The sequence below is a fragment of the Serratia sp. AR11 genome (assembly GCF_056376275.1).
The window spans coordinates 4,876,812-4,899,664 of the sequence record NZ_CM150739.1; the positions used below are offsets into that span (position 1 = coordinate 4,876,812).

Sequence of the window (22,853 nt, forward strand, 5' to 3'; positions counted from 1 at the left end):
ACCGACGAGCGGGAATGAGTATGTCGAACATTCAGTTGCAACCAGGCTTTGATTTTCAGCAGGCAGGCAAAGAAGTGCTGCAGATTGAGCGTGACGGGCTGGCTCAGCTCGATCAATACATCAATGCAGACTTTACCCGCGCCTGCGAGTTGATCGCCGAATGCACGGGTAAAGTGGTGGTGATGGGCATGGGCAAATCCGGCCATATCGGCTGCAAGATTGCCGCCACCTTCGCCAGCACCGGCACGCCTTCGTTCTTTGTCCACCCTGCGGAAGCCAGCCACGGTGACCTGGGCATGGTGTCTGCGCAGGATATTGTGCTCGCCATCTCCAACTCCGGCGAGTCCAACGAAATCCAGGCGCTGATCCCGGTATTGAAGCGCCAGCAAATCCCGTTGATCTGCATGACCAACAACCCGGAAAGCTCGCTGGGCAAAGCGGCGAATATTCACCTGTGCATCAAGGTGCCACAGGAAGCCTGCCCGCTCGGCCTGGCACCGACCACCAGCACCACCGCCACCCTGGTGATGGGCGATGCGCTAGCCGTCGCCCTGCTGAAAGCCCGCGGTTTCACGCCGGAAGATTTTGCGTTGTCACACCCTGGTGGCGCTCTGGGCCGCCGACTGCTGCTGCGCGTGAGTGATATCATGCACAGCGGCGATGAAATTCCCCACGTCAGCGCCGATGCATCGCTGCGCGACGCGCTGCTGGAAATCACCCGCAAAAATCTGGGCATGACGGTCATCTGTGACGATCTGATGAAGATCGCCGGTATCTTTACCGATGGTGACCTGCGCCGGATTTTTGATATGGGTATCAATCTCAACGAGGCCAGGATCGTCGATGTCATGACGCTCGGTGGCGTGCGAGTGCGGCCGAACCTGCTGGCGGTCGACGCGCTGAACCTGATGCAGCAACGTCATATCACCTCAGTGCTGGTTGCCGATGGCGACCAGTTGCTGGGTGTGGTACATATGCATGACATGCTGCGCGCCGGCGTCGTTTAATTATGGAAGAGAACTCAATGAGTCTGGTTGAAACCTGCTACGGGCCTGTAGAACAAGACGTCATGGCGCGCGCCGGTAAAATCCGCCTGCTGATTTGTGATGTCGATGGCGTGCTGTCAGACGGCCTGATTTTCATGGGCAACAACGGTGAAGAACTAAAAGCGTTTAACGTGCGCGACGGTTACGGCATTCGCTGCCTGAAAACCTCGGATATTGAAGTGGCAATTATTACCGGCCGCTCCGCCAAGCTGCTGGAAGACCGCGCAAATACCCTCGGTATTACCCACCTTTATCAGGGGCAATCCGATAAGCTTTTGGCCTTCCGCGAACTGTTGGATACACTGTCGCTAACGGCAGATCAGGTAGCCTATATCGGTGACGATCTGATCGACTGGCCGGTAATGGCCCAGGTTGGCCTGGCAGTCGCGGTAGCAGATGCACATCCTCTGTTGCTGCCACGAGCCCACTATATTACCCGCATTGCCGGCGGCCGCGGTGCGGTGCGCGAGCTGTGTGACATTATTCTTTTGGCTCAGAACAAGCTGGAGGACGCCAAAGGGCTGTCGATATGAGTAAAACCAAACTTTGGATCACCATCCTGCTGGCGGTGATCGCATTGGCGCTGATTGGCTGGAACATGACTGATGTCAATGATGATGCCATGCCGGGACCGGCTAACAGTAAAGACCCGACTTATCAGAGCCAGCACACGGTCACCATAGTGTACAATCCGACCGGCAAGCTGAGCTATAAGCTGGTGGCGGAAGACGTAAAGTACTATGAGGCCGACGAATTAAGCTGGTTTACCCAGCCGGTGATGACGCTGTTTGATGAAAACGCGGTGGCCACCTGGTCAGTTCGCGCCGATCGCGCCAAACTGACTAAAGACCGGATGCTGTATCTTTACGGCCATGTCGAGGTGAACAGCCTGACCACCACCTCACAGCTGGAAAAAATTAAAACAGACAATGCTCAGGTGAACCTGGTGACCCAGGATGTGGCTTCGGATGACGAAGTGACGCTCTATGGGACGAACTTCACCTCTAACGGCATGAAAATGCGTGGGAACCTGCGGGCCAAAACCGCTGAGCTGATTGATAAGGTTAAGACCAACTATGAAATTCAGAACCAACAAACCAAGCCGTAATTTGTTGATCGGCAGCTTGATTTTGGCCGCCAGCGCACCCGCCTGGGCGCTGAAGTCCGACTCCAGCCAACCGGTAAGCATTGACTCACTGAAACAGTCTCTGGATATGCAGAGCAACGTCAGCACCTTTACCGATAACGTGGTGATCAAGCAAGGCACTATCGATATCAAGGCAGACAAGGTTGTGGTGACCCGCCCAGGCGGCGATCAGAACAAAACTTATATCGAAGCCTTTGGCAATCCGGTGACCTTCTATCAGATGCAAGACAGCGGCAAGCCGGTGAAAGGCCACGCGCAGAAGGTCCGTTACGATGTGGCGTCGCAGTTGGTGACCCTGACCGGGAATGCCTATCTGGAACAGCTCGACAGCAACGTAAAAGGCGATCGCATCACCTATCTGGTGCAACAGCAGCAAATGCAGGCGTTTAGCGACAAAGGCAAACGCGTGACTACGGTTCTGGTACCGTCGCAGTTGCAAGACAAAAACGGGCAAAAGAAGAGTAACTAATCACTTATGGCTACACTCATCGCAGAAAACCTGGCGAAAGCCTACAAGGGCCGCAAAGTTGTTGAAGACGTCAGCCTGAAAGTGAAATCCGGCGAGATCGTCGGCCTGCTGGGGCCAAACGGCGCCGGCAAGACCACCACCTTCTACATGGTGGTGGGTATCGTTCAGCGTGATGCCGGGCGTATCGTGATTGACGAAGAAGACATCAGCCTGCTGCCGCTGCACGCCCGTGCGCGCCGTGGCATCGGTTATTTGCCGCAGGAAGCCTCCATCTTCCGCCGCCTCAGCGTGTATGACAACCTGATGGCCGTGCTGGAGATCCGTGAAGATCTCAGCAGCGAGCAGCGAGCAGACCGTGCGGTAGAGCTGATGGAAGAATTCCATATCTCCCACCTGCGCGACAACCTGGGCCAGGCGCTGTCCGGTGGTGAACGCCGCCGCGTCGAGATCGCCCGTGCGCTGGCGGCGAATCCGAAATTCATCCTGCTGGATGAACCGTTCGCCGGGGTTGACCCGATTTCCGTTATCGACATTAAAAAAATTATCGAGCACTTGCGTGACAGCGGCCTGGGCGTGCTGATCACCGACCATAACGTGCGCGAAACGCTGGACGTGTGTGAACGCGCCTATATCGTCAGCCAGGGCAAACTGATTGCCCACGGCACGCCGGATGCTATTCTGGCCGATGAGCAGGTGAAACGCGTTTATCTGGGCGAAGAATTCCGCCTCTGAGTGCCAGCGCGTCCTGATGGACGACTGTTAACGGAAGTAGACTGAAGATTATGAAGCAAGGTTTGCAACTCAGGTTTAGCCAACAACTGGCCATGACCCCCCAGCTCCAGCAGGCTATCCGCCTGCTGCAGTTGTCCACGCTTGAGCTCCAGCAGGAGATACAGCTGGCGTTAGAGAGCAACCCATTGCTTGAACAGAGCGACCTGCACGAAGAAGTCGACGCCAAAGAAACTGTCGAAACCGAAGGTTTGGATACCCGCGAGGCGTTGGAACAAAAGGACATGCCCGAAGAGCTGCCGCTCGACGCCACCTGGGACGAAATCTACACCGCCGGTACGCCGTCCGGTACCCGCACCGATTACAGTGACGATGAGCTACCGGTTTATCAGGGCGAGACCACCCAGACCCTGCAGGATTACCTGATGTGGCAAGTGGATCTGACACCGTTTTCCGACACCGATGCCGCTATTGCCACCTCAATCGTCGACGCCGTTGACGACACCGGCTATCTCACCGTGCCGCTGGAAGACATTCTGGAGAGTCTGGGTGACGATAATGTGACAATGGACGAAGTCGAAGCGGTATTGAAGCGCGTACAGCGTTTTGATCCGGTTGGCGTCGCCGCGCGCGACCTGCGCGATTGTCTGCTGGTTCAGCTTTCCCAGTACGCTAAAGACACGCCCTATCTGGCTGAGGCACGCCTGATCATCAGCGAGCATCTGGACCTGCTGGCTAACCACGACTTTCGCAGCCTGATGCGAACAACGCGCTCAAAAGAAGATACACTGAAAGAAGCGATGTTGCTGATCCAGTCATTGGATCCCCGTCCGGGTCAGTCGATCAACACCGGCGAATCCGAGTATGTGATCCCGGACGTGCTGGTGCGCAAAGTGCAGGATGTCTGGACGGTCGAGCTCAATAGCGACAGCATTCCACGCTTGAAGATCAACCAGCAGTACGCCGCGATGGGCAATAGCGCACGTAACGACAGTGACGGGCAGTACATCCGCAGCAATTTGCAGGAAGCGAAATGGCTGATCAAAAGTCTGGAAAGCCGAAACGACACTCTGCTGAAAGTTTCGCGCTGCATCGTCGAGCAGCAACAGGCGTTCTTTGAACAGGGCACAGAATTTATGAAGCCCATGGTGCTGGCAGATATTGCCCAGGCCGTGGAGATGCATGAATCGACAATTTCACGCGTGACCACGCAGAAGTTTTTGCACAGTCCGCGCGGCATTTTCGAATTGAAATATTTCTTCTCCAGCCATGTGAATACCGACAGCGGGGGCGAAGCCTCCTCTACGGCGATCCGGGCAGTGGTCAAGAAAATGATCGCGGCGGAAAACCCCGCCAAACCGCTCAGCGACAGCAAGCTGGCCACCCTGCTCTCCGACCAGGGGATCATCGTGGCACGGCGTACCGTCGCCAAGTACCGAGAGTCTTTGTCCATCCCGCCGTCCAACCAACGTAAACAGTTGGTTTGACCTCTATTGAGAAGGAAGACATTATGCAGCTCAACATTACCGGACACCACATCGAAATCACCGAACCTTTGCGCGAGTTCGTGAACACCAAGTTCGCCAAACTCGAACAGTATTTTGATCGCATAAATCAGGTGTATGTCGTACTTAGTGTGGAAAAAGTGCAGCAGATTGCGGAAGCGACGGTGCACGTGAATGGAGGCGAGTTGCACGCCACCTCGGAAGACGAGAACATGTATGCTGCAATTGATAGCCTGATCGACAAACTGGCGCGTCAATTGAACAAACATAAAGACAAACTGAAACAACACTGACATTCTGGGCCGTTTCCGTCAGCGGGTACGGCTCAAACGTAGCCTCGGCCATCGGCGCGTTACCTGTATGGGTATCGCGCCGATAAGCCATCAAGGGTTAAACAAGGCGAAAAATCACCTCACAAGCCTCCTGCTTGCTGGTGTGGTTTTAAGTGAAGATGAGATGAACAACGAAACAATGCAATTAAGCTCGGTGTTAAACATCGAGTGCACCAGAAGCTCCGTCCATTGCACCAGCAAGAAACGGGCTTTGGAAATTATCAGCGAACTGGCCGCAAAACAGCTCAACCTGTCATCACAGGTAGTGTTTGACGCGGTTCTCACCCGCGAGCGCATGGGCAGTACCGGTATCGGCAATGGTATCGCTATTCCCCACGGCAAACTGGAAGAGGACACACTGCGGGCCGTTGGCGTGTTTATCCGTCTCGACCAACCTATCGCCTTTGACGCCATTGATAACCAGCCGGTCGATCTGCTGTTTGCCTTACTGGTACCTGCCGACCAATGTAAAACCCATTTGCATACTCTGTCGCTGGTCGCCAAACGCCTGGCCGACAAAACCGTATGCCGCCGCCTGCGTGCGGCGCAAAGTGACGAAGAGCTTTACCAAATCATCACCGAGTAACGCCCGGCTGGCGTGACTTCCAGCCCGGATAACGATACTGTTTAGCCACGATGGATCCCGGTTCGGACAGGGATCCTAAAGTTTCTAACGGTGGCGATAAACGCCACTGAGATGCCAGGGGGAGTTGCCACATGGTGCTGATGATTGTCAGCGGCCGTTCCGGTTCAGGGAAATCCGTCGCCTTACGGGCGCTGGAAGACATGGGTTTTTACTGCGTTGATAACCTGCCCGTGGTACTGCTGCCGCAGCTTGCCAATACGCTGGCGGAACGCAATAGCTCCGCTGCGGTAAGCATCGACGTACGTAACATGCCGGAATCGCCGGAAGTGTTTGAATATGCGATGACTCAACTGCCGGACAGTTTTTCGCCGCAGTTGCTGTTCCTCGATGCCGACCGTAATACGCTGATTCGCCGCTACAGTGATACTCGCCGTCTGCACCCGCTATCGAGCAAGAACCTGTCGCTGGAAAGCGCCATCGATGAAGAGAGCGACCTGCTTGAGCCACTGCGCTCCAGGGCCGATCTGATCATCGATACCTCAGAAATGTCAGTGCATGAACTGGCCGAAATGCTGCGTACCCGCCTGTTGGGCAAACGCGAGCGCGAACTGACCATGGTGTTCGAATCCTTTGGTTTCAAGCACGGTATTCCAATCGACGCCGATTACGTGTTTGACGTGCGCTTCCTGCCTAACCCGCACTGGGATCCGAAACTGCGCCCGATGACCGGTCTGGATAAACCCGTCGCCTCGTTCCTCGATCGCCACACCGAAGTGCACAACTTTATCTACCAGACCCGCAGCTATCTCGAACAGTGGTTGCCGATGCTGGAAACCAACAACCGCAGCTACCTGACGGTCGCCATTGGCTGTACCGGCGGTAAGCACCGTTCAGTCTACGTGGCAGAACAGCTGGCCGACTACTTCCGCTCACGCGGCAAAAACGTGCAGTCGCGCCACCGCACGCTGGAAAAACGCAAACAATGACGGTCAAACAAACGGTTGAAATCAAAAACAAGCTGGGGATGCACGCGCGCCCGGCGATGAAGCTGTTTGAGCTGGTGCAAAGCTTTGATGCCGAGGTGATGCTACGCAACGACAGTGGCACCGAGGCCGAAGCCAGCAGCGTGATTGCGCTGCTGATGCTGGACTCCGCGCAGGGCCGTCATATCGAAGTGGAAGCCACCGGCCCGGATGAAGCCAAGGCACTCGCGGCGGTGATCGAACTGATCAATTCCGGTTTTGACGAAGACTAAAGAGTCAGGTGCGCTACATGCAGCGCACCTACTTTACAACACATCATTCCTGCAGCTAGATCCGGCTTAAACAGTCCAGCGCCACCGCCTTGAAACTGTCGAAATTATCACTGCCCAACAGGCGACTCATCGAACGTTCGCGCACAAAGGTGACGAACAGATCGTAGATTGCCATCGCCTCTTCGTAATCGCTCTTGCTGATCGCCAGCAGGAAAATCACGTGGGCAATTTCACCTTCACCCCAGGCCACCCCTTGCGGCGCCAGCAGCGTCACCACGACGGTTTTTTTCGCCAGCAACCCCAGCGAGTGCGGCAGCGCGATCCCTTCACCCAGCAGGGTAGAAACAATCGCCTCGCGCTCGACCACTGAAGGGTAAAAATCTTCGCCAACATAGCCTTCTTGCTCAAGCTGACGACACACCTGCTGGAATAATTCCGCCTGGGTCAGCGGTTCATTGACCAACATAAAATGCTCGGCGTCGAAGAACTTCTCCAGCATATAGGGCTTGGTACGATCCACCAGCACCAGTTTGCCGAGCTGTTCGAGCTGGTATTCGGTCGGGAACGGCGACATCACCACCACCGGCTTGTTCTTTTCGCTAACCCGCGCATTGGAAATAACGAAGTCTTCGTCGATATGGCTGAGCACCTCGTAATCTCGCAGTGAAACGATGCGCGTCATCACCAGTTGCGGGTATTTGCGTGCGATCTGCGCCTGGATCATCCGCACCGTCGAGTTACCGGTATCGCACACCAGCATCACCTGCGGGTGTCGCTCATAGCCGATGTTGTAATGCCGCTCCAGCCCAACGCCAATGTGCAGTACCAGATAACCGATCTCGTTTTCACTCAGGGTGTAGGGCGTATATTTCCCCCAGCTGGAGACCGCGGCCAGCGTCACGTCATAGGCCATCGGGTAGTGCTGTTTAATGTTCGCCAGCAGCGGGTTGGGGATATTAATCTGGTATTTCACCCGGGTGATCATGGTCTTGATATGGGTCAGCAGATCGGCACGCAGCTGCTTGTCACCCTGCAGATTGTAGTTATAGTGCGCGTTGATATACGACAGAATGTAATCCACCAGCGCTTCTTCATCGTCGGCGTTGATCTCGGTAGGTTGCACCTCCTGCACCCGCCGCGCAGCAATGTTCACCCGCAGGTAGGCCTCTTCCGCTATCGATATCTCTTTGCCACTGGCTTTACGCAGTTCCCCGGCCAGCCAGGTCGAAACCTTGCGCACCGCGTCATCCCCGTCCTCAACGTCAAAGTCCGGCAGCGGATAACCATCGGTAATGCGTTGCAGCGCCACTGCACAATAGAAAATCAGATACTGCTCACCTTCGTCCGTCAAACGAATGGCATATTGCGACAGCAACGGATGCAGCAAACCGGCAAAGGTCGTCACCTGCGGTTGCCGCAGGATCTCATTGTTGAGCAGCGGATTTTCGGCATCGGCCAGGTGCAGTTGGAATAACAGATCGGTCAGACAGGCGCGGATCGCCATCTCCGAACCAAACAGCTTCATGCCGTAGCGCGGTTTGGTTTCAATGGTCAATTGGTAGTGCGCCAGACGCTCTCTTACCTCAGCCATGTCGTTTTGCAGCGTGCCACGGCTGACAAACCATTCATCGGCTAAATCTTCAAGTTTCAGAGAAAAGGCTGAGGTCAGAAAACGAATCAGCAAATAGTGCACCCGTTCCTGCGCGCTGCGTGGCGTGGCGTGTTTTTTACGTTCCTGATGTTGCAGGGCGCTAAACAGTACGACGTCATCGACCTGCAGGCGATAACCCGCCCCACGGCTATGCACAAAGTGGGCACCATAGTTTTCCAGAATATCGTTCAGCGCGGTGATGTCGGCGCGCACAGTTCGGGTGGAAACAGCAAAGCGCTTCGCCAGCTCTTCCTGTGGCAAAGTCTCTGACTGCAAAGCATCAAACAGATAGGCCAAACGCGGGTAGGGAAATCGCACCATTCTCTTTCCGTCAATTAAGGTGCCCGCCTGGGGAATCAGGCGGGCAACGGGTTACTTCGCCACCGGCAAGAACACCATTTGCGAGGGGCTGCCCACCGGCGTATAGCCTTCAACAAAGCTGAGTTTGCCGCTGACCTTATCCACGCCAAAGCGGGTGACGTTATCGCTGCGTTGGTTCATGGCATACAGATAATGGCCATCCGGGCTTAGCGTCAGGGAGCGTGGATAATCGCCACGCGTCCAGGTTTCCGCCACCGCGTGCAACTCGCCATCGCTGCCGACGCTGAACTGCGCGATGCTGTTATGTAGCCGGTTGGCAACATACAGATTTTTGCCGTCTGCGCTCAGAACCAGCCCGGCGGCAAAGTTGGTACCCTTATAATCGGCAGGCAACGAAGAAACGACATGTAACTGTTTCAATGTCCCTTTTTGGCTGTCGAAACGGTAGCTGGTCAGCGTCGAGGCCTCTTCATTCACCAGCAGCACAGTTTTGCCGTCCGGATGGAAGACAAAGTGACGTGGGCCGGCACCAGCAGAAGATGCGGCGATCCACGGCGGATCGTTCGGCGTCAGCTGGCCACTGGCATCGTCAAAGCGCCACTGGTAGATCCGATCCAGCCCCAGATCGGTAGAAAACACAAACTTGCCGCTCGGATCGCTGGCGATCATATGCGCATGCGGCCCATTGTGATCGCTGATGGCAAAACTGCCTTCTACCGCGCCTTCCGGCTTGCCGGCACCTGCAGGCCCTTGCTGTTGCTGCACCGAGCTGGCGTTGCCCAGTTTACCGTCACTCTCCAGCGGGAAGGCCGCCACGGTGCCACTGACGTAGTTCGCTACCAGCAGATAACGGCCATTGGGCGTCGGAAAAAGATAAACCGGCCCCGCGCCTTGTGAATCGACCTGATTAAGCTGCGTCAGGCTGCCATCGGACGGATTGATATGGTAGGCAATAATGCCGCCGTGCCTGGTGCCGTTAAAATCCGCCACTTCACTGGCGACATACAGCGTCTGGCCTTTGGCATCCACGGTAAGCTGTGCCGGATTGGCCTGCTTGCTGACCAGCGTTCTGGCGCTTAACGCACCGCTGGCCGAGTCAACCTGCACCCGGTAAACGCCTTCACCGTTGGGATTGTAAGTACCGATATAAGCAAAATGAGATGACGTAGATTTCATTGCATCCTCAGCATGCAGCACCGGGCTGGTCATCGCCAGTAACGCCAGAGTTAACGCGGTGCGTAGGGTTGGAGACTGCCAGTTTCGCATAGTTATCCTTATGATAGATAGCGGCGCGGAATGCCCGCGCCTGTGGATACAAAGCCTGTCGCCTCCCTGCCTTACGTCATCCGATAATGCGTTTACCCGACCAGCGTTTTGGTGATGGCCAGCAGGGTTTTAACGTCCTGCGGGCGAGTGTTGCCCGTGGCGGAATCGATGATAGAGCTGTAGATATGTGGGATCACCCGCTTCACACCCGCAGCCAGTGCGATCTCGACGATCGGCTCGAAGTTTTCCAGATCGATGCCGCCGGTCGGCTCCAGCATAAAGTCATGTTCGGCGCAGGCCTGGGCCACATACTGGTATTCTTCTTTGCATGCCAGCCCACCCATCGGGAAATACTTGATTGAGCTGCCGCCCATGTCTTTTAACAGGGCAATGGCGGTTTCCACCGGCACAATGCCGTCCGGTGCCGCTGCACTCAGCGGACCGGTTGAGATTTTCACCCAGCCAACGCGGCCGGTAGGCGACACCAGGCCATTGACCACGCTGTCATTTTGGCCCAGTAGCGCGCGGCTGGCACCGACACCGGTAAACACCTGGTTTACGTGCTGTGGCTGCACCTGCTGAGAAATCAGGCTGACCATCGCCGATTGTTTCGGATCCCCCGCGCCCAGCCCCACCGACAGCGCATTTTCAATCAGCCGCGCATAGCGCTGCATGTCTGCCACCGCACTGTCGACGTCCGGGTAGTTCTTGGACAGAACGCCCACCAGCACATGCCCTTCCGCCGCCGAATAAATATCCTGCGCATTGTCTTTCGAGCCGGCCAATACGTTGAGGCACACGCGATCGCGATAGTAGTTGGGTTGCAGCTTCATGCTTGTTTCTCCGTGAACAGATTTTTAATACAGGTGAAGACGGTCATCAGCTGTTGCTGATCAACGCTGCGCACATCCACTTCAATCTTGCCTTCGTTAGCCTTATAGCCACGGAAGTAGATGGCGATGGCGCCGGTTTTCAGCGCCTGCACGATGTCGTAGGTCGAACGCCCGAGTACCGCTTCGTCAAAGGTGATCTCTGCCCGTGCAATATCACGGCCGGCACTGTCCCAGACGGTTTTGGCGCTGATGCCGGTCAGGGTGTTCAGGCTGTCGATAAACGGCGTCATTCTTTCCACCATTTGCTGGCCGGTGGTTTTCTCCAACGTCAGATAGCTTTCGATCGCCTGCGTCAGGCCGAGGATGCCCTCTTTACCCACTTTCATCGCCCGGCCGATGCCGCCGGATTGCAGTTTCACCCACTCGACGTATTGCTTCTTGCCGATCACCAAACCGCTGGTTGGGCCTTCAATGGCTTTGGCGCCGCTGTAAATCACCAGGTCGGCCCCCATCTGGTAGTAGCACAGCAGATCTTCTTCCGCGGCGGCATCGACGATCAGCGGCAGGTTATGTTTACGTGCCACCACCACCGCCTGTTCAACGGAAAGAATGCTTTTCTGCACGCAGTGGTGCGACTTGATATAGAGAATGGCGGCAGTCTGCGGCGTGATGCAGGCTTCGAGTTGTTCGGCGGAGCACTCGTTGGCGTAGCCCGCCTCGACTACTTTGCCGCCTCCCAGCGCGACCATGGTGTCGACCGGCGCGCCGAAGTTGACGTTATGCCCACGCGGCAACACGATTTCCCGCGGTACGGTAATCGGCGCAGAGTGCAAATTCACCAGCAGGTTGGCGTTGTCTTTGACGATCAATGCCGCTACCGACTGGGCGATACCAGCCGAGGCGCAGGAAACGATCACCGCATCTTCGACATTCAACAGATTGGCGATATAGGCACCGGTCTTGTCGACCAGATCCTTGATTTCAAAATAGTGATTCAGGCCGTAGTCAACCGCGTCAATGACGTCCTGACGCGGTGTCGACACGCCAAGCATGGTCATGCGGCCTGAAGTATTAATGACTTGTTTTAAATTATATTTTTCATAAATCGAAGACATGAGCGGCTTTCCCTTCATCGGTTAATAGGATTTCCCCGGCTACCACCGCGGCCAGCGGAACCAGCAACTGTTGGCCGGCTGCCGATTGCCCTTCTGAATCGGCAAACACCTGCGGCCCCTGGCGGAGATCAAACAGGGTGAAATCGGCGTCGCACCCCACTTCGAGCCGGCCCTTGTTGACCAGACGTAGGGCCGACGCGGCATTCTCAGTCACGCAGGCAATCACCTGCGGCAGCGACAGCCCGATGCCGAAGAATTTGGACATCACCGTCGCCAGGCTGTGTACCGGCCCGGCCATGCGGTTACGGCAGTAAATATCGGAACTGATGGTATGTGGCAAAATGCCCAAGGCTATCGCCTGCCGGGCGACCTCAAAGCTGAAGCTGGCGGTGCCATGGCCAACGTCGAGCAACACACCGCGCTGCAACGCACGCTGGATAGACTCGCGCAGCGTGCCGGCCGGGGTCAGGATGCGGTTTGGCTTGCCGTTATAGCAGTGGGTAATAATGTCGCCACGGGTCAGCAGATCGGCTATCTCATCGAGATCCGGCGGGTTATTGCCGATATGCACCATCAGCGGCAACAGGCTATTTTCCTGCTGGATCTCTTTGGCGAGCACCAGCGGCCGGGTGCCGTTCTGGCCGACCACGCTGCTGCTCATGCGCGCCTTGATGCCGATGACAAAACCGGCATGTTTGTCGATCGCCTGGCTGACTTTCTGCTTGTCGATATCGGTCAGGTCTGCCAGTTCATTCTGTCGCAGCAGACCGATACGCGAAATATTCAGGAAGGCAAAAACGTTGGTTTTGGCACGGCGCGTCAGTGCATAAAACGTATCGACATCGTCAGTGCCGGTGCTACCGGCGTCGACCACCGTGGTGACGCCACAGGCGGTGCCAACCAAATCCGGCTCGTCATGGTAAATCGGCGAAGAGGGGTAACAATGCACGTGGGAGTCAATCCAGCCGGCGCTCAGGTGGTGATTACCCGCCAGATCCCATTGCCGATGAGCGCGAACGTCTTCAGCCAGTTGCCCGACCGCGGCAATCTTGCCGTCCAGGACCGCCAAATCGACCAGTCGGTCATCCGCCAGTCTGGCGCGTCTGATTACTAAGTCATACATACTGCATTACTCCTTTTCAAGCAGGGGAGCGGCGCGCCGCTCCCCAACAATCACAGTCGCATTTAAGCGATGGCTACCGGGAAAATAGCCCCTAACAGCATCGCCCCGAGGATCGCCCCGCCGGTGATTGGCTTATTCCAGATATAGAACAGCAGTGCGCCGAGCAGTGAACCAATGCCAATCGGAATCGAGGCGGTCATCGCCGACAGGATGATCAACGGCCCCAGGAAACGACCGGAGGAGTTACCAGCCCCCATCATCACGTCCGCCCCGTAGGTGGAGTTGCTCTGGTTGATGGTAAATTTACGCGCCAGAATGATCAGGTAGCCAATCGCCAGACCAATCACCAGGCCGGTTACCAGCGAGGCGGCAAAGTTGGCAACCGGGAAGATAATGCCGGCCCCCAGCAGCAGTGCCGGCACCCCCAGGCCAACACCGGTCTGGATTGCACCGCCGATGTCCAGGATCCCCACCAACGAGCCTTCGATGATGCGCGCAAACAGGAAGCTGGCACCGAATGCCGCCACCGCGCCATAAACGCCGGTATCCATTCCGGCCCGCAGCATGGAAACGAAGGCCACTTCGTTAAAGGCACCGATGCCGTACAGGTAGTACATGTGCGTCCCGGCGAACACGCCGGACGAGAGCAGGCCGACAAAAATCGGGAATGACCAGTCGGCATACCAGAAGCCTTTTTGGGTTTGTTCTTCCATCATCCAGCTCCTTATTTACCGCTCAGGGTATTGTGAATGGCATCCAACCAGCCCGGCACGCCGAGGCTGAAGGATTCGAGGACTTTCATGTCGAAGCCGCGGAAGAAACCGCTCAGCACGAACAGCAGCACGATCACCGCCATCATGATCTTGGTGATTTTGTTCCAGCCGCTCTCTTCCACGCCTTTACCGATCAGGATGCCCAACACCAGACCCGGTACGGCGTTGCCCATAATCAGCTGCGCCAGGCCGCCGAAGATGGTGCCCCAGAAACCGGAACGACGCCCGGCGTCGATCGCCGCCAGCCAGAAGATCACCGGCATCACGGTGTTCACCAGCAGGTTAGCGGCCGGCACCAACACTTTAATCGCCGTGACCTGCAGCGCAGCAGGCACCGCGGAGGCGGTAGTATTGAGGAAAGCCACCACCAGCATGCCGATAATGCCGCAGGCGATAGCCATTTTTTTCGGGTCGTGCAGCGTTTGCGCCAGGTTGCGGTTTTTGACCATCAACGCTGCCGCACCCCAGTGTGGGATGATGCGGTGGTCAACGTCCTGCGTGAAGGCCCCAGCCGCCACGGAAGACGCCCAGGCGTTGAAGAAGAAGCCCAGACCGAATGAGAAATGGGAAGCCGGATCGCCCTCGCAGGAGTTCAGCTCGCCCAAGGTACGGAAAGCGCCCATGCCCTGGGTGGTTGGGGCATGGAACATGCGTGCGGCGCCGGCCCCTACGCCAACCCCCACCAGTCCGCCGATAATAAGCGACTTAAATAAGATGATTAAAAACATCAGTATACCCTTTGATTTATGCTAACGTTTTTATTTCGCGACGAAGACAACTTTTTCTGTATTGATGATTGTCACGTTCACGGTTATTTCCAGAGATACGGAATAGTTCTTTCTTTCCCGCGGCAGAAAGAAGAACAGAAACTTTTCTTTTGTTATTTTCTCTTCCGCTCTTAATACGCTGACATCCTGCGGTTCAATACGCAGCAGAATATTACTGGTGGATTTTAATACCGCGCCCTGCACATTGGCCAAGGCGGAAGCAAAAGCTTTCGCTTTGCTGTCGCCCTTACCCTCAACCTTTACCGACGTTGTATATTGCTCTTTCATTACGGATTGCCGTGTTTTTTAACGTAGGCTTCAACCAGCCTCTGGCCCAGCTCTTCTTTATCCATAAAACCGAAACCTAATACGGTGCAGCCTTCGTTAATTGCCGTCACGCCTTCATCAATCGAGCGCATGCCGTATTTGGCTTTATAACCGTATTTGGTTTGAGCGGTAATTGCCCCTGCACCGCCGCTGCCGCAGAAAGAAATACCCAGCTGCGCGCCTTCCGCTTTCATCACGTCGCCCAGCTTCATGTCTGCCGCTACGCCTGGGATCACGATGGCTTTTCCGCCTGCATTTTCAATGCCCTGACCCACTTTCTGACCTTTACCCAAACGATCGCCAATCACTACGGTAATCTGACCCATGGTATTTCTCCTGATTAAATTAATTCGTTAACTGCTATTGGTTATTATCTTTTGCCACTTCAAAATGGACGGACAGCAAATAAGCCTCTTCGATCGGTAAAGTGGCAAACTGCCCCACTACCCGCTCGGCCATTTGCATTGATTCCGCCGAAATTTCATCAAACAGTGATTTATCGACTTCCGGTAATGGCTCGCCGGTTATTGATCGCAGCACCATGGCACGAATATGCGACTCCAGCATCTGTTGCTGTACCGCGTTGGTATAAATACCCTCTGCGCTTAGCATCTCGGTAATACCTGCCAGCACCTGTTCGGTGATTGCCCCGGCTACGCTGATATCGGGTTGCTCACTATTTTCTATCGCAACAGATCCATCATTCACTTTTCAGTACCCCTAGATCCAAACATGACTCGGTCAATTGCACGGCATCACCTGAATAACCCGCCTTCTCTGATGCCTTTACCCTAACCCCGGGAAGATTTTCTGTGTAGCCTGTTTTTTTCCAGTTGGAAGTGGAAATTCAGTGACCGTCAGGGATCCATTTCGCAAAATAAGCATTTGCCAGATAATTCAATTAAATTACAAAAAGATAACACCACAAACTGTTTCCAGTTCGCCCGGCGACGGTGAAAAGCTTCGTGATCGGGATCTCTTTCTTTTCCCCGCTTAACCGCCTACTATCGGTAAGACAATTCGACATCAACAACACCCCCGCTCCTCTGGCGCGGGGGTGTTGCTTTTGTGCTGTTTTTCCGAATTTATGGGCGCGTAACCTGACGCCCTTTGATTTGACTGGAGAGTGGAATGACCAAACCAACCATTACTATTAATGAGCTGGATGCGGAGCGCCTGGATGCGCTATTGGCACAACCGGCCTTTGCCAACACCGATGTCGCCACCGCGCTGAACATCGAGCTGGATCGCGCCGAAATTCTGCCGCCGTCCCAGATCCCAGCCAACGTGGTGACCATGAACAGCCGCGTGCGTTTCCGCGATCTGCATACTGCAGAAGAACACGTGCGGACGCTGGTTTACCCGGCTTCGCTGAAGGACAGCCACGAACAGCTTTCGGTAATGGCACCTTTGGGCGCAGCGCTGCTGGGTATGCACGTAGGTAACCAGATTACCTGGCAGTTGCCGAACGGTGAAGAAGCGCGTATCGAAGTGCTGGAACTGTTGTACCAGCCGGAAGCGGCGGGTGAATACCACCGCTAAGCGGTTATCAGGGCGGTACCCTGCCGCCCTTTCTGGGTCTTACAAACTGATGGCGATCAAAACCAGGATCAGCAGCAATACATAAATTCTGGCATGCCATCTGTCGTTGACCTTCGGCAGCCATCTTTTGGCAAACACTATCCCCACAATGCCCGCCGCCACCAACATACCCAAAAGGGTGAGATTGACATAACCCAGGTATTGCGGCCCGCTCATTTCCTTCCAGCCCAATCCGATATACATCAATGCACCAATGACGGCGACCGGGATCGACAACGGATTGGCCGCGCTGACGCAATGTTTCATCTCGTAGCCATGCCGACGCAATAAAGGCACCGTCAGCACACTTCCCCCCACACCGAGCATAGTGGCGATCACCCCAATGACCGGACCACCAACCCACAGAGTCGTCTTTGACAGCACCGCACGAGCCGGCTTGACCAAAAAACCCTGTCTGAACAGGCAATCGGCGATCGTCACCAGCATATAAATAACGAACAGCAGCCGAACCACCGCATCCTTCAGCAAACTGGAGGCGAAAGCCCCCAATGCAGCGCCAATGCCGATAAAATAAATCAACGGGACAATGGTTTCACGCAGCAGGTTACCACTGCGCCAGTTGGTGAAGGTGGCATAACCCGAATTCAGGATCATGACCGCCGTCGAGGTCGCTACCGCGATATGCATCGCCTGACCAGAGTGTTCACCAGAATTAGCAACCAGATGATAAACAAAAGGAATCACCACGAAACCACCGCCAAAACCGAACAAAATGGTGGTAATGCCGGTAATAAACCCGGTTAACAATACGAGAATGATATCTGCCATAGACTCAAGTCCCCCTGAGTAAAAATGTCGGAGGGCAGAATAAAACGATGGCTATTGGCTTGCTTCATATGAAAGGCCAACTATTATTGCGTTTCGGCCAAACTGCTCAATAACAGGTTTTATGCGTAACTTACGTATTGATGACCTCGACCACGTGCCCAGACCGGTGATTGCCATAGGTACCGACTATCCTTCGGGCCATCTGTTGCCGATGCATAGCCACCGGCGCGCTCAGCTGTTGTATGGCGCTACCGGCGTGATGCACGTATTCACCCGCCAGGGGAACTGGCTTGTACCACCGCAGCGGGCGGTATGGCTACCGCCACAGATGCCGCATGAGGTGAGAATGGTCGGCGTCACTACCCGCAGCCTGTACATTGAACCTGCAGCGCTGCTGGCCACTCAGCCGCAGGTTTGCCAGGTGGTTAGCGTGACACCGCTGCTGCGCCAACTGTTGATGGCGGCGGTCGATATGCCACTGGAGTATCAGCAGAAAGGCCGTGATGGCGCATTGGTCAGTCTGTTATTGCATGAGATTGCCCACCTGCAGTCCCTGCCACTTCACATCCCGCTGCCTGCCGACCGACGACTGGAGGGGCTGTGCCAACTTTTTCTGCAGCAACCTGACGCACACGACTCGCCGCAGGCGTGGGCTAAACGCCTGTATATGAGTATCCGCAGCTTCAGCCGCTTTTTTCGGGATCAAACCGGCATGTCATTTTCACAATGGCGTCAACGGGCCTGCGTGGTGTTGGCGTTGGCCCGGTTGGCTGAAGGTAGCAGTGTGACCCAGGTAGCGCTGGAAATGGGTTATGAAAGTAGTGCGGCGTTTGCAACCATGTTTCGCCGCGTGCTGGGACAGGCGCCGTCCTGTTATCTGGCCTCAGAACGGCGCGAAAGAGGTTAGCGGAATTTCTTGTGGTTGGCGTCGCGGGTTTGCTTGAAACCCTGGGCGACCTGTTTGGCTTCGGCCAGCTTGCCCTGATTAGCCAACGCCAGCGACTGGTCGATCTGGCCGATCAGCGTATCCAGCCCGTGGTGGAAATCTTTTATCTCCGGGCTATCGTTGGCTTTGTCTTCCATTTTTGGCGGCTTGCTTTGCTTGGCATCCACTGCCGCAGCACGCATATTCTGCAAGCTTTGTTTGAGGGTATCGGTGGCGTCGGTGCTCAGCACCTTTTTGTAATTGCCTGCGATGGTATCCATATCGTCGGCCAGATCGGCCGCGACCGCCAGTGAACTGGCACCCAATAATGCCAACGCCAACAGCGCTTTCAGTTTGTTCGACATGCTTGCTCACCTTCCAATTATTGTTTTATTTGACCCAGCCTAACCATAGGCAAGAGGGCTGAAAACCGAAACCGAAGATTTGTAAGCAAGGTTAAAACGGGGAAGGGGGAGTGATGCGGCTGGCAACCGGAGCGGCCAGCCGTAAGAAGATTTACTGACCGGCGATTTTCATGTCCGGCAACAACACGGAACCACACTGGATGTTGCTGCGAGTTTCAATATCGCTGCCCACGCTGACGATATTGCGCAACATATCTTTCAGGTTGCCGGCGATGGTGATCTCGCTGACCGGATATTGGATCTCGCCATTTTCCACCCAGAAACCAGCCGCGCCGCGTGAGTAGTCACCGGTAATACCGCTGACGCCCTGCCCCATCAGTTCGGTGACCACCAGACCGGTACCCAACTGCTTGAGCATGCCGGCAAAATCATTACCCTGACCGGCAATACGCCAGTTATGGATGCCGCCCGCATGGCCGGTGCTGTGCATGCCGAGCTTACGCGCCGCATAGCTGGTCATCAGCCAGGTTTGCAGCACGCCGTCTTTGACAATGTCGCGCCGTTGGGTACGCACGCCTTCGCTGTCGAACGGCGTGGAAGCCAGCCCCTTCAGCAGATGCGGGTGCTCTTCGATGGTCAGCCACTCCGGCAAGATTTGTTTGCCCAGCGAATCCAACAGGAAGGTCGATTTACGGTAAACGCTGCTACCGCTGATGGCACCAACCAGATGGCCGAACAGGCCAGTCGCCACTTCAGAGGCAAACAGCACCGGAGCGGTCATGGTCGACAGCTTGCGCGGAGACAGGCGTGACAAGGTGCGACGGGCACATTCCTGTCCCACCCATTCAGGACTTTCCAGATCGCTCATCGCACGGCCGATGGTATAGGCGTAATCACGCTCCATATCACCACCTTGCTCGGCGATCACACAGCTCGACAATGAATGTCGGCTGGAACAATAGCTTTGCAGCATGCCGTGACTGTTGCCGAACACCTTGATGCCATAGTGGCTGTTAAAACTGCCGCCTTCGGTATTGGTGATGCGCTTGTCCGTCGCCAGGGATGCCTGTTCGGCGCGGGCAGCCAGCTCGATACCGCGATCGGCGTCCAGCTCTGCCGGGTGGAACAGATCCAGATCCGGCGCGTCAAACGCCAGCAGGTCTTTCTCCGCCGGGCCGGCATGGGGATCCACTGAGGTATAACGGGCAATGTCCAGCGCCGCCTGCACGGTGCGGGCAATAGCGTCCGGGCTGAGATCGGTTGATGAAGCGCTGCCTTTACGTTGCTGGTGATAGACGGTAATACCCAACGCACCATCGCTGTTGAATTCAACGTTTTCCACCTCGCCAAAGCGGGTGCTGACGCTGATACCGGTAGATTTGGTCACGGCAACTTCTGCCGCATCGGAACCGGCGCGCGCCAGTTCCAAAGCCTGTGAAACGGCCTGTTCCAGCGCCTTGCGCTGCTGTGCAACTTGAGTGACTACTTTCATCAATCTGCCATACTTAATCAGAAAATCGTTGAGAAAAGTGCCGTGGCGGCGTGGTTGCGCGTGGAGTCACGCGCAAAAATCATGAGATTTATACTTTTGAGTCTAACAGGAACCGCGTGGAATTTCGCATAAAGCAATTGCGGGGCATAGAAAGGACACTAAATCGGTGAGTTTGTCACTCAATCACCAACTTTACTGATTTGCCTATATTGGCGAGCATATTGATCAGTGCATCGAGAGTAAATTTGTCTGTTTTCTGATTTACCACGTCAGACACGCGTGGTCTGGAAGTATGCAAATGACGTGCGGCCTCTTCTTGACGATACCCTTCCCCTTCTATCCAGGCACTTATCTCTCCCATCAGCTGTTTTTTAAGCGCAATGAGGTGTTCAATCTCGGCGTTGGATTGCGCCTGTAATTGCCCTGCCTCATCGGGGGCAAACCCAAGATCAGCAAATACGTTGCCGCCTCGTGGCGTGACATGCCGGGAATGGGTATCAATTGGCTTGGTCATTTCTTCTTACCCCGCTCTTCTATCACCGCGTCATATCGCGTTTTGATAATCTGAATATCGTGCCGACTGGTTTTAGCTGTCTTCTTTTGAAAACTGTGCAAAACATAAATAACTTCTTTGAACTTAGCCACGTAAATCACTCTGAATGCACCAGCAAGTGCATATAAGCGGATTTCACAAACACCCGCACCCACTCATGGGTTTCCAACTGCCAGGTTCGACGCCTCTTTGTACTTTACTCAATTCAAACCCGGCAGCCTTTCGCGCGTCGGTCGGAAACGCTAATAGATCCACCAACGAGGATCCACGCCAGTCAATGGCCTTTTCACTCTCATCATCCATGAGCACCGCCTCCATTTGTATAAAATTTTATACTCACATGCTGATAAAAACAACAAATCAAAATGGCTGTCCGCTAATAAGGGCGATTTTTCGTCGCATCGGCAGCTATACTCAATCTGCTCTGGTGCGTAATTGGCGGGTTGCTGGACAACCTGTTAGGATTAGCCTCTTTTTAACGGAGCCTACCATGAACAAACAGCCTGAAGACTGGCTCGACGATGTCCCGGAGAACATTGACGAGGAAGATGACGAGATTATCTGGGTCAGTAAAAGTGAAATTAAACGTGATGCCGAAGCGCTAAAAGACCTGGGTGTTGAACTGGTCGAGCTGGGTAAGAACGCGCTGGAACGCATCCCGCTGGATGAAGATTTGCGCGCTGCGATTGATCTGGCGCAAAAAATCAAAAAAGAAGGTCGCCGCCGTCAGCTGCAACTGATTGGCAAGATGTTGCGCGCCCGCGACGTAGAGCCGATTCAGACCGCGCTCGACAAGCTGAAGAACCGCCATAACCAACAGGTTTCGCTGTTCCACAAGCTGGAAGTATTACGTGACCGCCTGGTAGAAGAGGGTGACGACGCGATCCCGCCAATTTTGGCGCTGTATCCGGAAGCCGATCGCCAGCAGCTGCGCTCACTGGTGCGTAACGCACAGAAAGAGAAAGCCGCTAACAAGCCGCCGAAAGCTTACCGTCAAATCTTCCAGTACCTGCGCGATCTGGCCGAGACCGCCGAATGATCGCCGCCGTCACCACGGGATGAACCCAGTTCATCCCCGGTGATGTGCAGGTTCACCGCTGCTTTCACGAATATTGAAACGCAGGCTGCCTTCCAGCTCTTCCTCCGCCTCTTCGAACAACAGGATTATCGCGCCAAAGCGACGTTTGCTGCGGGCATTGAGATGGGTAAACTCTATCTCCACCGGCAAACCGATGTCCACCGTCACCACGTCCCACAGCGCATCCAGATTGGCACCAAACGCCTCATCCAGCGCAAACTTTTGCGCGAAGTCGCGGTAAAAAGCCGGCAAATCGTTAATCTGATTAAAATCGAACTCTACTTTTGCCATCAAGCTCACTCCACCCGAATGAAGTTTTTATAATGGTCACGCGTGACAAAAATCAGGCCGTCGCTGGAATACAGCAAACGATCGGCGCCGCGCCGGCCGCATTGATAATTGATATCCGCCTCACGCCATACCCGACTGCGGGCCGTGGGCAGTTGCCCTTCACGGTTTGAGAAACGATCGCCGCCAATCGCTTTGCCCGGCAACACCGAACACAGATTGCCGTTACGTGCATCCCATCCCTGTTCACGCGCCTGCTTCTTGGTGATGTAATAGTCCGGCAGCCGCTGGTGCTGCTGCAGATAGCTCACCACCCTTTGCTGCTGCGTCAGTTGGTCAATACTCTGACCTTCGGCTACCGCCGGTACGTTGGCAATCACCCGATCGTTACTGCGCATTGCAGTAAAGCCGGCTATCACAACGGCGATAACGATCGCCACGAGGATCCGCTTATTCATTGCTGTCCCTGATTTATGGCCGACAGGGGCGCATCAACACCCATGCTGGTTGGATTTATAGATGAAAAGGATGAAGCAG

29 protein-coding genes and 1 pseudogene are annotated in these 22,853 nt (G+C 55.2%); 13 read left to right on the top strand and 17 right to left on the bottom strand.

Annotated elements, in window-relative coordinates:
* The first annotated feature begins 20 nt into the window (after window positions 1-20).
* The 10 genes from kdsD (at window position 21) to npr (ending at window position 7,069) form a co-directional block, all read left to right on the top strand.
* Window positions 21-1,007 carry an arabinose-5-phosphate isomerase KdsD gene (gene kdsD / locus ACSOSI_RS23025; RefSeq protein WP_112362650.1) on the top strand — a complete coding sequence of 329 codons (987 nt, stop codon included), beginning with the start codon at window positions 21-23 and terminating at the stop codon, window positions 1,005-1,007.
* A 17-nt stretch (window positions 1,008-1,024) separates the two neighbouring features.
* Window positions 1,025-1,579: a 3-deoxy-manno-octulosonate-8-phosphatase KdsC gene (gene kdsC / locus ACSOSI_RS23030; RefSeq protein ID WP_017894144.1), complete on the top strand. Its 555-nt coding sequence runs from the start codon at window positions 1,025-1,027 to the stop codon at window positions 1,577-1,579.
* Window positions 1,576-2,154, top strand: coding sequence for an LPS export ABC transporter periplasmic protein LptC (gene lptC, locus ACSOSI_RS23035; RefSeq protein ID WP_012147060.1), 579 nt, complete (start codon window positions 1,576-1,578; stop codon window positions 2,152-2,154). The genes kdsC and lptC overlap by 4 nt, the downstream gene beginning before the upstream one ends.
* Entirely contained in the window at window positions 2,123-2,662 is a 540-nt protein-coding gene (gene lptA / locus ACSOSI_RS23040; protein ID WP_012147061.1) for a lipopolysaccharide ABC transporter substrate-binding protein LptA, read from the top strand. The genes lptC and lptA overlap by 32 nt, the downstream gene beginning before the upstream one ends.
* A 6-nt stretch (window positions 2,663-2,668) precedes the next feature.
* Window positions 2,669-3,394, top strand: a complete 726-nt coding sequence (gene lptB, locus ACSOSI_RS23045) for an LPS export ABC transporter ATP-binding protein (protein ID WP_006317106.1) — start codon at window positions 2,669-2,671, stop codon at window positions 3,392-3,394.
* A gap of 50 nt (window positions 3,395-3,444) precedes the next feature.
* On the top strand, window positions 3,445-4,878 hold the full coding sequence (gene rpoN / locus ACSOSI_RS23050; protein WP_012147062.1) for an RNA polymerase factor sigma-54: 1,434 nt from the start codon (window positions 3,445-3,447) through the stop codon (window positions 4,876-4,878).
* A 23-nt stretch (window positions 4,879-4,901) separates the two neighbouring features.
* Window positions 4,902-5,189: a ribosome hibernation promoting factor gene (gene hpf / locus ACSOSI_RS23055; protein WP_012147063.1), complete on the top strand. Its 288-nt coding sequence runs from the start codon at window positions 4,902-4,904 to the stop codon at window positions 5,187-5,189.
* Window positions 5,190-5,352: 163 nt separating this feature from the next.
* A complete protein-coding gene (ptsN, locus tag ACSOSI_RS23060; RefSeq protein WP_012147064.1) occupies window positions 5,353-5,814 on the top strand; it encodes a PTS IIA-like nitrogen regulatory protein PtsN in 462 nt (153 codons plus the stop codon).
* Window positions 5,815-5,945: 131 nt separating this feature from the next.
* A complete protein-coding gene (gene rapZ / locus ACSOSI_RS23065) occupies window positions 5,946-6,800 on the top strand; it encodes an RNase adapter RapZ (protein ID WP_012147065.1) in 855 nt (284 codons plus the stop codon).
* Entirely contained in the window at window positions 6,797-7,069 is a 273-nt protein-coding gene (gene npr / locus ACSOSI_RS23070) for a PTS phosphocarrier protein NPr (protein WP_012147066.1), read from the top strand. Before rapZ ends, npr begins: the two co-directional genes overlap by 4 nt.
* A gap of 55 nt (window positions 7,070-7,124) precedes the next feature.
* Here npr and ACSOSI_RS23075 read toward each other — a convergent pair whose 3' ends face one another.
* The 10 genes from ACSOSI_RS23075 to ACSOSI_RS23120 form a co-directional block, all read right to left on the bottom strand.
* Window positions 7,125-9,041 carry a BglG family transcription antiterminator gene (locus ACSOSI_RS23075; protein ID WP_476706225.1) on the bottom strand — a complete coding sequence of 639 codons (1,917 nt, stop codon included), beginning with the start codon at window positions 9,039-9,041 and terminating at the stop codon, window positions 7,125-7,127.
* Window positions 9,042-9,092: 51 nt separating this feature from the next.
* A complete protein-coding gene (locus ACSOSI_RS23080) occupies window positions 9,093-10,307 on the bottom strand; it encodes a lactonase family protein (RefSeq protein WP_476706226.1) in 1,215 nt (404 codons plus the stop codon).
* Between the two features lie 92 nt (window positions 10,308-10,399).
* On the bottom strand, window positions 10,400-11,140 hold the full coding sequence (gene dagF / locus ACSOSI_RS23085; RefSeq protein ID WP_476706227.1) for a 2-dehydro-3-deoxy-phosphogluconate aldolase: 741 nt from the start codon (window positions 11,138-11,140) through the stop codon (window positions 10,400-10,402).
* Window positions 11,137-12,255 carry a DgaE family pyridoxal phosphate-dependent ammonia lyase gene (locus ACSOSI_RS23090; RefSeq protein ID WP_012147070.1) on the bottom strand — a complete coding sequence of 373 codons (1,119 nt, stop codon included), beginning with the start codon at window positions 12,253-12,255 and terminating at the stop codon, window positions 11,137-11,139. Before ACSOSI_RS23090 ends, dagF begins: the two co-directional genes overlap by 4 nt.
* Window positions 12,239-13,378 carry an amidohydrolase/deacetylase family metallohydrolase gene (locus ACSOSI_RS23095; RefSeq protein WP_135344866.1) on the bottom strand — a complete coding sequence of 380 codons (1,140 nt, stop codon included), beginning with the start codon at window positions 13,376-13,378 and terminating at the stop codon, window positions 12,239-12,241. The genes ACSOSI_RS23090 and ACSOSI_RS23095 overlap by 17 nt, the downstream gene beginning before the upstream one ends.
* 62 nt (window positions 13,379-13,440) lie before the next feature.
* Complete coding sequence (locus tag ACSOSI_RS23100; RefSeq protein ID WP_017894152.1) at window positions 13,441-14,091, bottom strand: DUF4310 family protein; 651 nt, start codon at window positions 14,089-14,091, stop codon at window positions 13,441-13,443.
* A gap of 11 nt (window positions 14,092-14,102) precedes the next feature.
* Complete coding sequence (locus ACSOSI_RS23105; protein WP_012147073.1) at window positions 14,103-14,879, bottom strand: DUF4311 domain-containing protein; 777 nt, start codon at window positions 14,877-14,879, stop codon at window positions 14,103-14,105.
* Between the two features lie 30 nt (window positions 14,880-14,909).
* Window positions 14,910-15,206, bottom strand: a complete 297-nt coding sequence (locus ACSOSI_RS23110) for a DUF4312 family protein (RefSeq protein ID WP_012147074.1) — start codon at window positions 15,204-15,206, stop codon at window positions 14,910-14,912.
* Window positions 15,206-15,571: a glycine-rich SFCGS family protein gene (locus ACSOSI_RS23115; protein ID WP_012147075.1), complete on the bottom strand. Its 366-nt coding sequence runs from the start codon at window positions 15,569-15,571 to the stop codon at window positions 15,206-15,208. Before ACSOSI_RS23115 ends, ACSOSI_RS23110 begins: the two co-directional genes overlap by 1 nt.
* A 34-nt stretch (window positions 15,572-15,605) precedes the next feature.
* On the bottom strand, window positions 15,606-15,953 hold the full coding sequence (locus ACSOSI_RS23120) for a glycine dehydrogenase (RefSeq protein ID WP_261277159.1): 348 nt from the start codon (window positions 15,951-15,953) through the stop codon (window positions 15,606-15,608).
* A gap of 423 nt (window positions 15,954-16,376) precedes the next feature.
* On the opposite strand from ACSOSI_RS23120, the gene rnk reads away from it, so the two are divergent.
* Window positions 16,377-16,787: a nucleoside diphosphate kinase regulator gene (gene rnk / locus ACSOSI_RS23125; RefSeq protein ID WP_012147077.1), complete on the top strand. Its 411-nt coding sequence runs from the start codon at window positions 16,377-16,379 to the stop codon at window positions 16,785-16,787.
* Window positions 16,788-16,826: 39 nt separating this feature from the next.
* Here rnk and ACSOSI_RS23130 read toward each other — a convergent pair whose 3' ends face one another.
* Window positions 16,827-17,615, bottom strand: coding sequence for a sulfite exporter TauE/SafE family protein (locus ACSOSI_RS23130; RefSeq protein ID WP_476706228.1), 789 nt, complete (start codon window positions 17,613-17,615; stop codon window positions 16,827-16,829).
* Between the two features lie 121 nt (window positions 17,616-17,736).
* On the opposite strand from ACSOSI_RS23130, the gene ACSOSI_RS23135 reads away from it, so the two are divergent.
* Complete coding sequence (locus ACSOSI_RS23135) at window positions 17,737-18,522, top strand: AraC family transcriptional regulator (protein WP_476706229.1); 786 nt, start codon at window positions 17,737-17,739, stop codon at window positions 18,520-18,522.
* On the opposite strand, the gene cybC is transcribed toward ACSOSI_RS23135, so the two are convergent.
* The 4 genes and pseudogenes from cybC to ACSOSI_RS23155 form a co-directional block, all read right to left on the bottom strand.
* Window positions 18,519-18,905, bottom strand: a complete 387-nt coding sequence (cybC, locus tag ACSOSI_RS23140; RefSeq protein ID WP_476706230.1) for a cytochrome b562 — start codon at window positions 18,903-18,905, stop codon at window positions 18,519-18,521. The two genes, ACSOSI_RS23135 and cybC, sit on opposite strands and share 4 nt — an antisense overlap.
* 151 nt (window positions 18,906-19,056) lie before the next feature.
* Window positions 19,057-20,397: a metalloprotease PmbA gene (pmbA, locus tag ACSOSI_RS23145; RefSeq protein WP_476706231.1), complete on the bottom strand. Its 1,341-nt coding sequence runs from the start codon at window positions 20,395-20,397 to the stop codon at window positions 19,057-19,059.
* A gap of 175 nt (window positions 20,398-20,572) precedes the next feature.
* Window positions 20,573-20,911, bottom strand: coding sequence for a helix-turn-helix domain-containing protein (locus ACSOSI_RS23150; protein ID WP_012147080.1), 339 nt, complete (start codon window positions 20,909-20,911; stop codon window positions 20,573-20,575).
* Window positions 20,908-21,253 (bottom strand): annotated as a pseudogene (locus ACSOSI_RS23155) (type II toxin-antitoxin system RelE/ParE family toxin). The gene ACSOSI_RS23150 and the pseudogene ACSOSI_RS23155 overlap by 4 nt, the downstream one beginning before the upstream one ends.
* 187 nt (window positions 21,254-21,440) lie before the next feature.
* Between ACSOSI_RS23155 and yjgA the strand changes: the two are divergent.
* On the top strand, window positions 21,441-21,989 hold the full coding sequence (gene yjgA / locus ACSOSI_RS23160) for a ribosome biogenesis factor YjgA (RefSeq protein ID WP_476706232.1): 549 nt from the start codon (window positions 21,441-21,443) through the stop codon (window positions 21,987-21,989).
* A 30-nt stretch (window positions 21,990-22,019) separates the two neighbouring features.
* On the opposite strand, the gene ACSOSI_RS23165 is transcribed toward yjgA, so the two are convergent.
* Window positions 22,020-22,319: a barstar family protein gene (locus ACSOSI_RS23165; RefSeq protein WP_012147083.1), complete on the bottom strand. Its 300-nt coding sequence runs from the start codon at window positions 22,317-22,319 to the stop codon at window positions 22,020-22,022.
* 5 nt (window positions 22,320-22,324) lie between these two features.
* Window positions 22,325-22,774 (bottom strand): ribonuclease, encoded by a 450-nt coding sequence (locus tag ACSOSI_RS23170; protein WP_112362643.1) that lies wholly within the window; start codon window positions 22,772-22,774, stop codon window positions 22,325-22,327.
* Between the last annotated feature and the right edge of the window lie 79 nt (window positions 22,775-22,853).